The organism is Sandarakinorhabdus sp., assembly GCF_031430775.1.
Classification (GTDB): domain Bacteria; phylum Pseudomonadota; class Alphaproteobacteria; order Sphingomonadales; family Sphingomonadaceae; genus Sandarakinorhabdus.
Window position 1 is genome coordinate 20,949 of sequence record NZ_JANPCD010000087.1, and the last position, 15,376, is coordinate 36,324.

The 15,376-nt window shown below is 64.8% G+C and carries 9 protein-coding genes; 4 read left to right on the forward strand and 5 right to left on the reverse strand.

The window, feature by feature from the left end; translation table 11 throughout:
- Positions 1 to 29: 29 nt before the first annotated feature.
- Positions 30 to 1,784, forward strand: a complete 1,755-nt coding sequence (locus tag RMQ73_RS05065; RefSeq protein ID WP_310496973.1) for a cation:proton antiporter — start codon at positions 30 to 32, stop codon at positions 1,782 to 1,784.
- Here the strand turns inward: RMQ73_RS05065 and RMQ73_RS05070 are convergent.
- From RMQ73_RS05070 to RMQ73_RS05090, 5 genes are read right to left on the reverse strand one after another with little or no spacing between them, the layout of a single operon-like run.
- On the reverse strand, positions 1,768 to 2,490 hold the full coding sequence (locus RMQ73_RS05070; protein ID WP_310496974.1) for a methyltransferase domain-containing protein: 723 nt from the start codon (positions 2,488 to 2,490) through the stop codon (positions 1,768 to 1,770). The two genes, RMQ73_RS05065 and RMQ73_RS05070, sit on opposite strands and share 17 nt — an antisense overlap.
- A gap of 57 nt (positions 2,491 to 2,547) precedes the next feature.
- The gene (gene alaS / locus RMQ73_RS05075; RefSeq protein WP_310496975.1) at positions 2,548 to 5,196 is read right to left on the reverse strand and encodes an alanine--tRNA ligase; all 2,649 of its coding nucleotides are present in this window, start codon (positions 5,194 to 5,196) and stop codon (positions 2,548 to 2,550) included.
- Positions 5,197 to 5,245: 49 nt separating this feature from the next.
- Positions 5,246 to 6,082, reverse strand: a complete 837-nt coding sequence (locus tag RMQ73_RS05080; RefSeq protein WP_310496977.1) for a class I SAM-dependent methyltransferase — start codon at positions 6,080 to 6,082, stop codon at positions 5,246 to 5,248.
- A 10-nt stretch (positions 6,083 to 6,092) separates the two neighbouring features.
- Positions 6,093 to 7,433 carry an FAD-dependent oxidoreductase gene (locus RMQ73_RS05085; RefSeq protein WP_310496978.1) on the reverse strand — a complete coding sequence of 447 codons (1,341 nt, stop codon included), beginning with the start codon at positions 7,431 to 7,433 and terminating at the stop codon, positions 6,093 to 6,095.
- A 10-nt stretch (positions 7,434 to 7,443) separates the two neighbouring features.
- Positions 7,444 to 9,444, reverse strand: coding sequence for a hypothetical protein (locus RMQ73_RS05090; protein ID WP_310496979.1), 2,001 nt, complete (start codon positions 9,442 to 9,444; stop codon positions 7,444 to 7,446).
- A gap of 162 nt (positions 9,445 to 9,606) precedes the next feature.
- Here RMQ73_RS05090 and RMQ73_RS05095 point away from each other — a divergent pair, with 162 nt between their 5' ends.
- The 3 genes from RMQ73_RS05095 to RMQ73_RS05105 form a co-directional block, all read left to right on the forward strand.
- Positions 9,607 to 12,861 (forward strand): caspase family protein, encoded by a 3,255-nt coding sequence (locus tag RMQ73_RS05095; protein WP_310496980.1) that lies wholly within the window; start codon positions 9,607 to 9,609, stop codon positions 12,859 to 12,861.
- A gap of 129 nt (positions 12,862 to 12,990) precedes the next feature.
- Positions 12,991 to 14,850 carry a CHAT domain-containing protein gene (locus RMQ73_RS05100; RefSeq protein WP_310496981.1) on the forward strand — a complete coding sequence of 620 codons (1,860 nt, stop codon included), beginning with the start codon at positions 12,991 to 12,993 and terminating at the stop codon, positions 14,848 to 14,850.
- On the forward strand, positions 14,850 to 15,376 hold a 527-nt coding region (locus RMQ73_RS05105), incomplete at its 3' end, for a toll/interleukin-1 receptor domain-containing protein (RefSeq protein ID WP_310496982.1). The genes RMQ73_RS05100 and RMQ73_RS05105, both read left to right, overlap by 1 nt.

Here is a 15,376-nt window from a genome sequence, read left to right on the forward strand (position 1 = left end):
TCGCAGCCGCAGCCGGCACTGTGCCTGCCATGGCCCTGCCGTTTGAATCCTCTGCCTTCAAGGACATCGTTGTTGTCCTGGGCGCCGCCGGGCTGGTGATACCGGCCTTTGCGGCGCTGCGCATCTCGCCGGTGGTGGGCTTCATCCTTGTCGGCATTGCCGCTGGTCCGTTCGGGCTGGGCGCGCTCAGCGGCACCATCCCGGCGCTGCAATGGGTGAGCATTTCCGATCCTGATGTGCTGGCGGCGCCGGCGGAAATCGGGATCGCGATGCTGCTGTTCGCGCTTGGCCTTGATCTCAGCCTCGATCGTATCCGCACGATGCGCCACACCATCTTCGGCCTTGGTCCGGCGCAGCTGGGCCTGTGCACGGCCGTGCTGCTGCCTGTCCTGCTGCTTATCGGCATGTCCATCGGTCCGGCACTGGCGCTGGCGGCGGCGCTGGCGCTGTCCTCGACGGCGGTAGGCCTCCAGATGCTCAGTTCCTCGGGGCGGATGGGCAGCCACACCGGGCGCACGGCGCTGGGCATGTTGCTGTTTCAGGATCTGGCGCTGGCGCCGCTGCTGCTGCTGATCGGCGCCGGCACTGCGGCGGGCGGTTTTGGCGCCAGCCTCGGCATCGGCGTGGCGACGCTGGCCGGCATTGCGCTGGCGGCGAAGCTAGTTGTCCCGGCGCTGTTCCTGCAGGCGGCGCGCACTCGGCGGTCCGAACTGTTCCTTGCCGCCGCGCTGGTGGTGCTGATCGGCTCGGCAGCCGTCGCGGCGGCGGCCGGTCTGTCACCGGCGGTGGGCGCACTCGTTGCCGGGCTGATGCTGGCCGAAACTGATTATCGCCGCCAGATCGAAGCCGCCGTCCAGCCGTTCGAGGGCCTGTTGCTGGGTGTGTTCCTGATCTGGGTCGGCATGCGCATCGATCTGGCCGCCATCGCTGCTCAGCCCTTGTTGCTGCTGGCCGGCGTGGTAACCGTCATCGGCCTCAAGGCGGCGGTGATCTTCATGCTGCTGCGCTGGCAAAAGCGTAGCCCCGGCGTGGCGGGCCATGTCGCGCTGCTGATGGCGTCACCGTCGGAAACCAGCCTGGTCGTGCTGGCTGCGGCGCTGACGGCCGGGCTGACCGGCGGGCTTGTGGCCGAACTGGTGCTGGCGGTGGCGTCGGTGTCGCTGGCCCTGGCGCCATTGCTCGGCATGATCGGCGCGCGGTTTGAATCCGGCATGGTGCCGCACCGCCATGACCAGACCGAGGCACCGCTGCCCGGCCACACCGTCATCATCGGTTTTGGCCGTGTCGGGCAGTTGGTTGCCGCAATGCTGGAGGCGCATGAACAGCCATGGCTGGCGGTGGACAGCGACCCCGATGAAGTGCAACGGCTGCGCCTTGCCGGCAAGGCGGTGATCTATGGCGATGCCCGCCGGCCGGAATTGCTGGCGACGCTGCGCCTGGAAACCGCCCGCGCCGTGGTGCTGACCATCGATGCCGCCCGCGCGCTCGACACGATGGTCGGTCTGATACGCGAACGTCACCCCGATCTGTGCGTGGTGGTGCGCGCCCGCGACGCCGAACACGCCGGCCAACTTTATGCCAGGGGCGTGACCGACGCCGTGCCGGAAACCGTCGAATCCTCGCTGCAACTGGCTGAAGCCGTGCTGATCGACCTGGGCGTGCCGATGGGCCGGGTCATCGCATCGGTGCACGAAAAACGCGGCGAGTTGCGCGCCATCATCCAAGGCTCCGGCGGAAAGGCGACGTTGCCGCGCCGCAGCAGCCGGCTCAGGAAAGCCGACTGACCGGCTTGTTCCAGACCATGAGGTGGAAATTCGGCACGCGATTGTAACGGTCGCGTTTGCCGTCCGGGCCGCCCGTGGCCGGCGGCTCGTCAAAGTGCGTCAACACCAGGCCATGGCCGAGCAACGCCTGCATATAACGCTTCAAGGGCCGGTGATGGTTCTGGATATCCACACCGCGCCATGCCACGCGCACCGGCCTTTCTTCCAGATAATGATCGATGGGAAAGCGCGGCTCACCAATCAGGCGCTTGTCCCAGCCCTGATGGACGGCGGCGGTGTTGAAGGCAGTGAGGTTGGCGATCAGCAAATCGCCGCCGGGACGGATTGCAGCGACAATGCGTGCCAGCGCGGCATCAAGATCGGGCATGTCGATGAGGGACAGATAGCAGACAACCATGTCATGGGCGCCCGGTTCGACATCCATTGTTTCCGCCGCTGCGATCCGATAATCGCCATCGGCGTGCAGCGCCTGTGCCTGTGCAATCAAACGGCCAGCAGGGTCGATGCCGGTGGTGCCAATGCCGCGTGCCGCCAGCATCCGGCAAAAACGCCCTTCGCCGCAGCCCACATCCAGCACCTGCGCTGGCGCAAGCGCCTCGACAAGCCCCAGCATCGGCGCATCCAGCACATGGACGCGCCCGAAATCGCCGGTCTCGCCCTGGATATCGATCCAGGCGTCTGCCGATCTGTCCCAATCCGCTGCCACCGGCTGTCTCCCTGCCCCCGGTCGGGCCGAGGCCTTTGGCGGTTCAGCCGCGTGGAGTCAACCGGCCAGCGCAGCCTTCACCGCTGCAATCGCCTCTGCCGCCTTGTCGCCATCCGGACCGCCGGCCTGCGCCATGTCGGGACGGCCGCCGCCGCCCTGCCCGCCCATCGCCGCTGCTGCGATCCGCACCAGATCGACAGCGGAATGCGTCGCGGTGAGATCGGTGGTCACACCGACGGACACCGAACCACGGCCATCGTTGACCGCGATGATGACGGCGATGCCGCTGCCCAATGCGGCCTTGGCCTCGTCGACCAGCCCGCGCAGGTTTTTCGCGTCCAGCCCTTCGATGACCTGGCCCTGAAAGCTGATGCCGCCGACATTTTCGGGGCCGGCCTTGGCAGCCGTACCCGGACCAGCCAGCGCCAGCGCCTTTTTGGCGTCGGCAAGTTCGCGCTCCAACCGCTTGCGTTCATCCACCATCGCTGCGACGCGCGCCGGCAGGTCGTCTGGCCGCGCCTTCAGCGCCGCCGCTGCCTGCAACAGCAAGGCTTCCTGTGCATTCAGATACTCGCGCGCGCCGGCGCCGGTGCGGGCCTCGATGCGCCGCACGCCGCTGGCGACCGCGCTTTCGGACACGATCTTGAGCAAGCCGATATCGCCGAGCGCGGTAACGTGCGTGCCGCCGCACAGTTCAACCGAATAGGGCATGTCGTCATCGGCGCTTCCCATGCTCAGCACGCGCACTTCATCGCCATATTTCTCGCCGAACAGCGCCATGGCGCCGGCGGCAATGGCGTCGTCGGGCGTCATCAGCTTGGTCGATACCGGGCGGTTGCCAAGGATTTGCGCGTTCACATCGGCCTCGATCGCCGACAGTTCGCCTGCCGTCACCGCCTTTTGGTGCGAGAAATCGAACCGCGTGTAATCGCGGCCCACATAGGACCCCTTCTGCGTCACATGCCCGCCAAGCCGACTGCGCAGCGCGGCGTGCAGCAGATGCGTGGCGCTATGGGCACGCCGATGCTCGGCCCGAGTCCGGTGGTCCACATCCAGCTTGACCGCATCACCGACCGTCAGCGGCCCGTCCGTCAGCGTCACGTCATGCAGATGCAGCTTGCCCAATGCCTTGCGCGTGTCGGTGACTGGCGATGATTTGCCATCGCTCCATGCAATCAAGCCGCCGTCGCCTGCCTGGCCGCCGCTTTCGCCATAAAATGGCGTCTGGTTGGTGATGACCACGATTTTTTCGCCGGCGGCGGCGCTGGGCACTTCCTTGCCGTCCTTGACGATGGCCAGCACCTGCGCTTCGCCGGTCAGCCCGGCATAGCCAGTGAAATCGGTCGCGCCATGTGCATCGACAATATCGAACCACACCGACGCATCCTTGGCCTCGCCCGATCCCGTCCAGGCGGCACGCGCGGCGCGTTTCTGCTCGGCCATGGCGGCATCGAAACCGGCGCGGTCCACGGCGCGGCCCTGCGCCCGCAGCGCATCTTCGGTCAGGTCATAGGGAAAGCCGAACGTGTCATACAGGCGGAAGGCGACATCACCCGGCAGGGTCGCGCCCGGCGCCAGCGTGGCCGTGGCTTCGTCGAGCAGGCCCAGCCCGCGTTCAAGCGTCTGGCGGAACCGCGTTTCCTCCAGCTTGAGCGTTTCCTCGATGAGCGGCTGGGCGCGCACCAGTTCGGGATAGGCCGCGCCCATCGTTTCAATGAGCGCCGGCACGAGACTGTGCATCAGCGGGTCCTTCGCGCCAAGCAGATGCGCGTGGCGCATGGCGCGGCGCATGATCCGGCGCAGCACATAACCGCGCCCGTCATTGGCCGGCAGCACGCCATCGGCCACCAGGAAACCCGCCGAGCGCAGATGGTCGGCAATGATGCGGTGCGAGGCAGTCTGTTCCTTGCCGACGGCCTGCCCGGTGCGGTCCTGGCTGGCAGCAATCAGCGTCTTGAAGGTATCGGTGTCGTAATTGTCGTGCACGCCCTGCAACACGGCGGCGATGCGTTCCAGGCCCATGCCGGTATCGATGCTGGGGCGCGGCAGTTCGAGCCGCGTGTCACGGTCCACCTGCTCATATTGCATGAACACGAGGTTCCAGATTTCGACGAACCGGTCGCCGTCCTCGGTGGGGCTGCCGGGGGGGCCACCAAAGATATGGTCGCCGTGATCGTAGAATATCTCGCTGCACGGCCCGCACGGCCCTGTGTCGCCCATCGACCAGAAATTGTCGTTGGTGGGGATGCGGATGATGCGGTCATCGCCAAGGCCGGCGATTTTTTTCCACAGCAACGCGGCTTCGTCGTCGGTGTGATAGACGGTGACGGTCAGGCGGTTCTTGTCCAGCCCCCATTGCCGCGTCAGCAGGTCCCAGGCCAGATGAATGGCCTGTTCCTTGAAATAGTCGCCGAACGAGAAATTGCCCAGCATTTCAAAGAAGGTATGGTGCCGCGCCGTGTAGCCGACATTGTCGAGATCATTGTGCTTGCCGCCGGCACGCACGCATTTCTGCGACGAAACGGCGGTGGTGTAGGGCCGGGTTTCAAGCCCGGTGAAGACGTTCTTAAACGGCACCATGCCGGCGTTGACGAACATCAACGTCGGGTCATTCTGCGGCACCAGCGGCGCCGAAGCCACCACCCGGTGCCCAGCGGCACCGAAATGATCAAGGAAACTGCGGCGGATATCGTTGGTCGAGGTCATGACAGCGACTTAGGCGAGGTGGCCCAAATCGTAAAGAGTATCGCAGCCATCAAGCCCGTGCCGTGACGATCCATGCCGCGCCTGGCAGGATCACCGCGCCGTCGGCAACATGGGCCGCCAGCGCCGCAGCCAGCAAGGGCCGTGCCGCGTCCTCGATGCCCGCTTCGCGCACCGCCTTTGCCGCCGGCCCGATACGCAGGTTGAACTGCACGGCCGCCGCGACAGGATCATCGCCTTCGCCGATCATCATGCCGAACGGCAGGCTGTGGCAGGTAACATCGGCCCAGCCTGCGGTTTCGAGCATTGCGGCAACGCGCGCGGCATCGGCAAAGGCGAACGGCCCCGGTGCATGCGGATCGCCGGGCGGCATCGGCGGCAACAGATCGGCCAACACCCCCAGCGGCAATGTCGCCCACAGATTGCGCGAAGCCGGCTGCCAGCAAGCAAAGGCCAGGCGCCCGCCCGGCGCGGCGCGGCCGTGAAGATGGGCAAAAGCAGCGCCCGGATCGTCGAAGAACATCACGCCAAAGCGCGACAAGATGAGGTCGAAGCCGCCGTCATCCTCCGTCCAGCTTGCGGCATCGGCCTCGATGAACTCGGCATCAAGGCCCAGCCCTTCGGCGCGGGCGCGGGCATGGGCAAGCAGCGGCGCAGACACATCGAGGCCGACCGCCATGCCGTCATCACCGACCGCGCCTGCCACTGCCAATGTCGTCTCGCCGGCACCGCAACCCACATCGAGCACCTGTTCCCCCGCGCCCGGCGCAGCGGCCGCCAGCAACGCTGCCGTGACAGGCGTCAACGCACGATCCATGCGCTCCTGCATCCTGACCCAGGTTTCGCCGACCTTGCCGTTCCAATATGTGATCTGTTCTTCGTTCGGCATGGCAATAAACTCACGGAAGTTTCTGGAACAGCTTTGTCAGGCGCCGCATGAACGGAGTGAACAGCCTGGCTTGTCCGCGCTGCTCCGCAGCAAAGCGCACGGCCTCGGCACGCGTCGGATAAGACAGCGTCTGGTTCGCCAGGTCGGACAGGCTGAGCTTGCCGGCCACGGCCATGCCGCACAGCGCCAGCAATTCGCCGGCATTGGTGCCGACAATCGTCGCGCCCAGCACCTTGTTACCTTTGGTCACCAGTTTGACGAATCCGGCCATGTCGCCTTCGGCCACGGCGCGGTCGTTGTGATCGAAATCATGGCGCCAGACTTCAGCGCCGGATGGCGCATTGGCGGCAATCACGCCCACTTGCGCCACTTCGGGGCTGGTATAAATAACTGCCGGCAAGGCCTTGTAATCAATCTTTTTGGGGAACGGGAACAGCGCCGTTTGAATGATGGCACGGGCGTCCAGTTCGGCGGCATGGGTCAGGCGCGGCCCGGCGCGGCAATCGCCGGCAGCAAAGATACGGCGATTGGCTGTGCGGCCATGGCCATCGACCTTGATGCCTTGCGGCGTGATCTCGACCCCGGCGGCATTGAGCCCCAGGTCAAGCGTGCGGGCGCGGCGGCCGGCGGCCAACAGCACATGGCTGCCCTCGATACGGGTGCCATTCGACAAGGTCAGGCAAACGCCGCCGGATGAAGGACCAGCCGCCGTGATGGCCACGCCCTCGCGCACCGCAACCCCGGACGCCACCAGCGCGCGGCGCAGAACATCGACAGCGTCGGCATCCTGGTTCGGCAACAGTGTCGCCAGTTCCAAAATCGTCACTGCCGCACCCATCGCCCGGAAAGCCTGCGCCATTTCGCAGCCGATGGCACCGCCGCCGACAATCAGCAGATGTTCCGGACAGGATTCCAGCGCCCAGATGCTTTCGTTGGTGAGCACCGGCAGGGCATCCAGCCCCGGCACCGGCGGGATCACCGCCTCCGACCCCGTGGCAATGACAAACCGCCGCGCCGTGACCATACGCTGCCCGATCAGCAGTTGGTCATGCGACGTGAAATGGGCGTCGCCCTTGAGCACTTCGACGCCAAAGCCTTCAAATCGCTCGGGCGCGTCATGCGGTTCGATGATGGTGATGGCCTTTGCCACCGCCGCCTTGGCGGCGGCGAACCCATGCTCGGCGGCTGCCAGCAACGCCTTGGAGGGCACGCAGCCGGTATAAAGACACTCGCCGCCCAACCGCTCGCGTTCCACCAGCAAGGTCCGCGCGCCCAGCTGCGCTGCGCCGCCAGCCGTCACCAGCCCGGCAGCGCCGCCGCCGATCACCACAAGATCATAATGGTCGTTCACAAGTTGTCGCTCATACTGGCACCGTAATATGCTTTCCGCCAAACACGGCCTGCCAGTTTTCGATTTCACTGACGACGATATCATCGGCAGCGTGCGCAAGCTCGGCCACCCGGCCATAATCGAGAGCGATGTCAGGCCCGCTAAGCAGCAGGGCGATGCGAGCGTCGAGCGAGTCCAGCTTTTCGGCCGTCACCTCGGAAATGGCGGCAAAGCGTTCAAAATCTCCAAAATATCGGATGCCGGCGACCGTGCCGCCAAACGTCGGCAGCAACACACCAAGGAATGTGAATATCTTGGCGAGCTTGTCGAGCAGCGGCGTCGCAATCAGGCCCAACGCTTCCAGTCCGGCAAAGATCAGGAAACACGACACGGCCACCACGGCAAGCTGGAACGACCGCGACGACAAGCGGTCAAGCCGGCGCTGCACCTGGCTGAGCCGCTCGGCCTTGTCGCGGTGATACTGGCGCTGCGCTGCGACATGGCTCTGGTGCAGGATGGTCAGGCCAGCACGCAGATAGGCGGGCGTGACATGCACAGCCGGCAGCCCAAGCTCGCGCAGGCCGTGGCGCGCATGCATTTCGGGCCAGCTTGTATCGGCGCCGCGCGGCCAACGGCCCGGAGGCCGCGCCACACCCAACAGCAACAGCGCCGGAGCATGGCGGAAATATTCCGCGACACGCCGGGTTTCGAACCAGCGGCCATGCCAGCGACGTTTCTGCCCGGCCCAGGTGATCACCAATATCGCGGCCAGCATGGCAAATTCGCACAATGCAAACATCCACTTGTCGGCGATTGTTGCGATGGGTTGATAGGCAATGCCGGTCACGACAGCCAACCCCGACAGCATGAAATTGGCGATCATGCCGCCGCGATAACTGTCCGACAAATTGGCGGCGATACCATCGGCAAAGGCATGGCGGCGCATGACCTTGGCAGCGATACTGGCCGTGATGACCGCGTCCCCGCCCGGAATTGTGGCGGCTGCGGCCAGCACCGGGGCGCCGGCGCCGGCGACAAACGCATCGGGGGTCACATAGGTCTGGTGCAGCGACCGCAGCGGCCGTCCGGTGCCATCGAACATGGCCTCGACGCGGCGATAGCCATGAAAGGCCAGATGACTTTGGCCGGGCCATGGCTGCTGCATCAACGCCGCGATACCGGCGCGAAAGCCGGTGTCCTGTTCGTGCTGCACGCCCAGCGCCTCGGCGACCAACCCCTGCAACTGGACCATACGGTCGCCATGGGGCACCGGCGACACCAGCGCTTCGGGGCTGCGCAGGATATGCCAGTCTCCGGGAGAGGCGGGGTCGATGCGAATGACGGCAGCCCCCATGTCCAATGCGGCAGCGATCGTGTGGCCGGTGCCGCCAACAAAGGCTTCGGACGCGCCGTCCCAAACGCCGATGATGATGTCCGACTGCTGGATCAGCACGCGCCCGGCCAGCGCCACGCGTTCGGAGGCGCGCGCGGCAAAGCCGACGGCCAGATCGACATCGCCGGGATGCGAGATCATTTCCAGCAGCCTAGCACGCACTTCGTCGTCACGGTCCGCAAGCGCAAAGCAGCGGGACCGAGCATAGAGCGCGCGAATCCTGGCCGCGCGCGCGGCAACTTCAGGGTCGCGCGCTGCTTCGCCGGACAGCAGCAGCCGGGTATCCTCGGGGCCACAGGGCTGCACGCCGACGGCGATGTTCAGATCGGCACCAAAAGGCAGCGGCGCCACCAATTGCCAGCCGCGCGCCAAGGCCGCATCGGCAGCCATCTGGTCGACGCCATCGGCCAGCAGCGAATGCAGCCGTGTCGGCGCAAGGCTCCCGGCGCCGGCCGGCAACACGGCGGCGGCCACGGCATCGTCGATAGCGCCGAATATCTGATCCAGGACAGCGGCCACGCCGGCGCGGCCGGCTTGCAGCGCTGCATTACCATCGCGGTGGCCGGTCACGCCAAGGGTCAGGCAGACGGGCGGCAGCGGCGGCACTTCACCCTGGCTCGCACCTTGCCCGACCTGCATGTCTGCCCCGCCCTCCAATAACCGAAGCTCTTGGTAGGGGCATATTGCAGGCCCGGCAATCGTCCTGCTGCGGCCCCTGTTGATATTGCTGCGCCGCACGCGGAACTACTGGCGCAAAGCCTGTCGATACAGTAACTTTTATGCTTACAGGGGAGAAGTTGCATGTCCGCGCCCAAATTCCATGTCCTGCAAGTCGCCATCAACGACTATCTGCCCGATGTGACACCTTTGGCCGGGTGCCTGAACGATTCCAAGCTGCTGGGCGACTGGCTGACGCAAAAGCTTGGCAGCGCCCTTTCGATCAAGTCGCTGCTCAACACCGAGGCCACCCGGCCCGCGGTCATTGCCGCGTTCAAGACGCATCTGATCGCGGCGGCAAAGCCGGGCGATGTCGCGCTGTTCCATTTTGCCGGCCATGGCGCCCGGTCCCGCACGGCGCCGGAGTTCCTGACCTATGATGCCGATGGCATGGACGAAGGGCTGGTCTGCTATGACAGCCGTCAGGACGGCGGCTATGATCTTGCCGACAAGGAACTGGCGCTGCTGATCGACGATCTGGCGGCCACGGGCGCCGAAGTCGTTATGATCTTCGATTGCTGCCATTCCGGATCGTCAACGCGCGAAGCCGGCGACATGGACGGCATGCGCACCCGCCAGACCGGCCCCGCAGGCTATAAACGCGAACTCGATTCCTATCTTGATGGCCGCTATGCCAAGATGCTGGCAAACGGCGGCATCACGGTGCCAAAAGGCCGCCACCTGCTGATGGCCGCGTGCAGTGAATTTCAAAAAGCCAAGGAAACGCCGCAAGGCCAGGGTGTGTTCACCACCGCGCTTGTCGAAGTGTTGAACGCCACCAGCGGCAATATTTCCTATGCCGAGCTGTTCCAGCGGGTCCGCGCCGCCAGCCGCAGCCGGGCCGTCGATCAGGACCCGCAATTCGAGGCGCTGGGCTATTTCAACGCCTGGGGCGGCTTTCTTGGCCTTGGCGGCGGCGGTCGCGCCCCGCGCTACGAGGTGTCCAGCAGTGCAGGTGCCTGGACCGCCAATTGCGGCGGTATCCATGGCCTCGCCAGCGACCTCGATAGCCCGGCCAGCCTGATGCTCTATCCGGTCGGCAGCGATACGCCCGCCGGACCCGCCACGGTCTTGCAGGTCGGCGCACAGACCTGCGTCATCCAGCCGGGCTTTGCCGCCGACCCTGCCCTGACCTATGAAGCGGCCATCACAGCGATGCCGCTGCCGCCGCTGGCCATGGCTGCCACGCTCGATCCGCAAACGCTTGCCGCGCTTGACGCTGCCCTTACCGAGGACGCCTCGGTCGGGGTTGTCACTGCGCCGGCGGCGGCGGCCAGCCGCTATGGCCTGTCGCTTGAGGACGGCGCGCTGGTCATCCGCAATCTTGAACGCAGGCAGTTGATATGCGGGGTCAAGATCGCCGGCGTGCAGCCTGCGGCCTGGGCCGGGCCGATGCTGGCCAAGCTCAAGAACATCGCCAATTGGGAGCGGATGGCCGCGCTTGCCAACCCCAGCCCGAAGCTGGGTCCTGCCAAGCTGGAATACCGGTTCATCCAGAAGCTGCACGACGGCAGTGAAATCGACGTGTCGGCGGGCGCGACGCTGGATTTTGTCGAAGTTGGCGGGGAATGGCCAAGCCTGCGCGGCACGCTTTCGGTGCGCAACCGCTCCATCCAGACCCTTTACGTGATGCTGACATATTTCTCGGAAGAATATGGCATCTTCGTCTTTGACAACCAGGCAATCACGCCGTCCGAAAACTGGATCACCATGTGGGGCGATGGCCCCGACGACTATCTTTACGTCGAGGACGGCAAAAGCGAGGCCAGCGTCCCCTTCAAGCTGATCGTCTCCACCGAACGCGTCGATGACTTCATGCTGACCCAGGACCCGCTGGAGATCGGCGACATCGAACAGGTTCAAGGGGGAACCCGCGGCGCCGGCACGGCAAAACCGCGCGAACGCCCGGTCAGCAACGACTGGTTCACCCATGATATTCGCCTGAACCTTGTGCGCCGCGTCAATGCCATTGGCGACAAGGGCATCAAGGTTGCCGACGGCAAGATCAGCATCAAACAGCACGGCACGTTCACGGCTGGCGTGGCGCTTGCTAGCGCCCGGCCCATGACCCGCGACATCAGCGCCGGCAGCAGCAATTTCTGGAAAGCCTTTGAAGCGCGCGGCATGGACCTGGTCAACTTCGCCAACACACGCGGCGACGATGCCACCATCCTCGAACTCAGCGACATCGAAAACGCCGACACGCTCAAAAGCCAGCCGCTGGAAATCACCATCGACATGCCGCTGGCTAAAAACGAGGGCCTGATGACCTTTGCCTTTGATGGCAACATGGTCATTCCGGTCGGCGAGAGCTGGAAGGATGCCGAGGGCAAGACGCAGCTCAAGATCGACAACCTGCCCCAGGTCCCCGACAACAAGCGCAGCCTTGGCCGCGCCCTCAAGCTGTATTTCTTCAAGACCGTGCTCAAGCAACAAAATGTCAACACGTTGAGCTGGGTGCGTCTGGACGGCACCAAGGCCGTCAGGGACACCGAAGGCCTGCACGCAAAGGTCGCCGCCGCCAGCAACATCCTGCTGGTCATTCACGGCATCATCGGTGACACGCAGGGCATGGTCGAAGGCGTGGTCAGCGCCGGGCTGTATCCTGAATTCGACCTTGTGCTGGCCTATGACTATGAAAACCTGTCCACGCTCATCGAAGATACCGCAACTGCGTTGAAGGATGACCTGGCCGCTGTCGGCATCAAAGTCGATGCCCAGAAAAAACTGACAATATTGGCGCATTCCATGGGTGGGCTCGTCAGCCGCAGTCTTATCGAACAAGGCGGCGGCGCGACAATCGTCGATCACCTCGTCATGTGCGGCACACCCAACAATGGATCGCCTTTCGGGGAGGTGGACAGCGCGCGCACGGTCCTGACCATGCTCATGGGCCTGGCCGGCAACTATGTGCCAGCGCTGCTGCCATGGACGGCTCCGATCATCATGGCGCTGAACTTCACCAACAAGCTGACCCCGACACTGGAGCAGATGAACCCGAAGCAGCCTTTCCTGAAAAAGCTGAACGCCGGCGGCGACCCCGGCGTGCGCTATACCATCCTGGCCGGTGATATCGACAGCAGCGGCAGCAGCGGCGACCCCTTGCCGGCGCAGTTGATCGTGAAACTCGGGCAAAGCGCAGCGTTTGACGCATTGTTCGGCAGAAAACCCAACGATATCGCTGTCAGCGCCGACAGCATCATCGGCATCGATGCCACCAGAAACCCGGCGCCGGCCAGCAGCAAGGTCGCCTGCCATCACCTCACTTATTTCAGCAGCCTGTCGGGACAGGCCGCGCTGAAGCAAGTGTTCAAGACAGCAACCGAGGACGTTTCATGACAGTGAACTACGGCCCGTACGGCGGCATGAACAATGGTTGCGCTCTCGCCTTTTCAAACAATTGGCGCTAGCATTGCGTTAACCAAAGTCTGAAAGGCTGGCTGTGCCACATCGGGGGCTGTGCAACACATGAAACGCTATATCAATCTTCTGGTCACCATTTCGGCACGCGGCGACGGCAGCTTCGATGCCCGGGCCTCGTCCGAAGGCCGCGCCGGCAACATAAATTTCCGCCCGCCCTTTCGTCTCGCCGATATTGCCGGGGGTCTGCTTGGCCCCGGCAGCCATCGCGGCGTCGGCACCGCGCAGCCACGGGACGCTGGCCCGGCCAAGACCGCAACCGAATATGGGGTCGAGCTGTTCGACGCCTTGTTCCAGGGCAAGACCCGCGACGTGTTCATGGCCACCAGCGAGGAAGCGCGGCGCCAGAATGTGCTGGGCGTGCGCATTCGCATGACCTTCGACCTGAGCAATCCGGCCATCGCCGAAGTGGCCGCCCTGCCCTGGGAACTGATGCGCCCCAGCGACGGCTTGCCGCTGGTGGTGTCGACCGAGGTTGCGCTGGTGCGCTCTCTTGACGTGGCTGGCTCCAACGCCAAGCGCCCCTTGGTCAAGCCGCTGCGTATCCTGCTCATCCAGTCGAACCCGACCGGCACCGGCGTGCTCAATCTGGGCGCCGAACGCGCCATGCTGCAAAAAAGCTGGACGGACATGAAGGAGTTCATGGTCGACGAGGTCGAACCCGTCGCAGCCAAGATCCGCGACAAGCTTTCGGGGTCGGATTATCATGTCGTGCATTACATGGGGCATGGCGATTTCGAGGCGGAGCGCGGCGGTATGCTGCTGCTTGAGCGCGAGGATGGCGGGCCGCACAAGGTGTCTGCCGCGACCTTTGCCAACTGGCTGCGCGCCGAACCCTTGCGGCTGGTTTTTCTCAATGCCTGTGAAACCGGCACCACTCCGGCAGTGGCCGGGCCGCACCCGTTTGCCGGCGTTGCCACCGCGCTGATCCAGGGCGGGGTGCCAGCCGTCATCGCCATGCAGTTTCCGATTTCGGACGCAGCGGCCATCGAATTTTCGCGCACATTCTATTTGCAGATAGCACGCGGCGCGCCGGTCGATGCCGCCGTCGCCGAGGGACGCAACGCCCTTTTCGACGATGACAGCACCGAATGGGCGACACCCGTGCTGTATCTGCGCGCCGAAGACGGCGACCTGTTCGACGATGACGATGCACCGGTGGCAGTCTCTGCGCCGGCCAAGCCGGTTATTAAGGCGCCCGAACAGGCGCCGTTGCCGCTCATGCAGCCGCAGCCAACACCGCCGCAGCCGGTGTTCGTCCCGCCAGCCGAAGTGCCGATCTGGAAACAGCCAAAAATCTACTTGGCCATGTTGGCAGGCGCGGTGCTGCTCATCGTGTTGATAGGGATCCTGGTCCCCGACGCCGAAGAAGATGGCGTGATTACAGACCCTGCAGCCGACGCCGCTGCGCCCGCAGCAGATGCAATGGCGCCCGCATCGGATGCCGCGGCACCAGAAGAGGCCGTCCAGACCATCGCAACCGTCAAGGGCCCTGGCGCCGATCAGATCAACATCATCAGCACAGCCGAATGGTCCAATGACGAGGAAGATCCATCCCTTTCCCGGCGGGTCTGGGACGCCATGAGCGGCACTGACGAAGAAAAACTGGCCACGCTTCAATCGCTTGCCGACCAGGAATATCCCGAAGCGCAGTATGTGCTCGCGATGGCCTATGCCGACTGGGCGAGCGCGCTGGCGCCATCGCCAGACGCCGCAGCGGTGCTGATGCGCAAGGCCGCCGACGCCACGCTGGCCGTAGCCGAATACAGGATCGGCTTCTGGTATCTGGAGGGCAGCAACAATCTGCGCGTCGACAAGGAGCAGGCACGGAGCTGGCTCACGCGCGCCGTCGCGCAGGGCAGCAATTGGGCGAAACAGACGCTGGATGACCCGCAGAACTGGCAGTAATGACCCTCCCGGCAACACCCATCGGTCCTTCCGGCCGCCCGACAACGATTTTCGTCAGCTATTCGCGTGACGACAGAAAACGCGCGCGCCCGGTCATCGATGCGCTGGAAAAGGCAGGCTTTTCGGTCTGGTGGGACGGGCTGCTGCAACCAGGCGAACGCTTTGCCGATTCCACCAGCGCCGCGCTGGAAGGCGCCAGCACCGTGGTGGTGCTATGGTCGCGGATATCGGTGACGTCGCACTGGGTGCATGACGAGGCGACGCGGGGCCGCGACCGCAAATGCCTGGTGCCGCTCAGCCTCGACGGCAGCGCGCCACCGCTCGGTTTCGGTCAGTATCAGACCATCGATATCAGCCGCGCCCGACTGTCAGGCAACATGGCCGGCGATGCCATCATGGCTCAGGTCATCGCAGCCGTGGCTGCTCTGCATGATCCCGCCGCCATTGCGGCGCACGCGGCGCACACGGCGCCGGACACCACAAAGTCACCCGCATTCATCAGCCGCCGCATGGCCCTTGCCGGCGG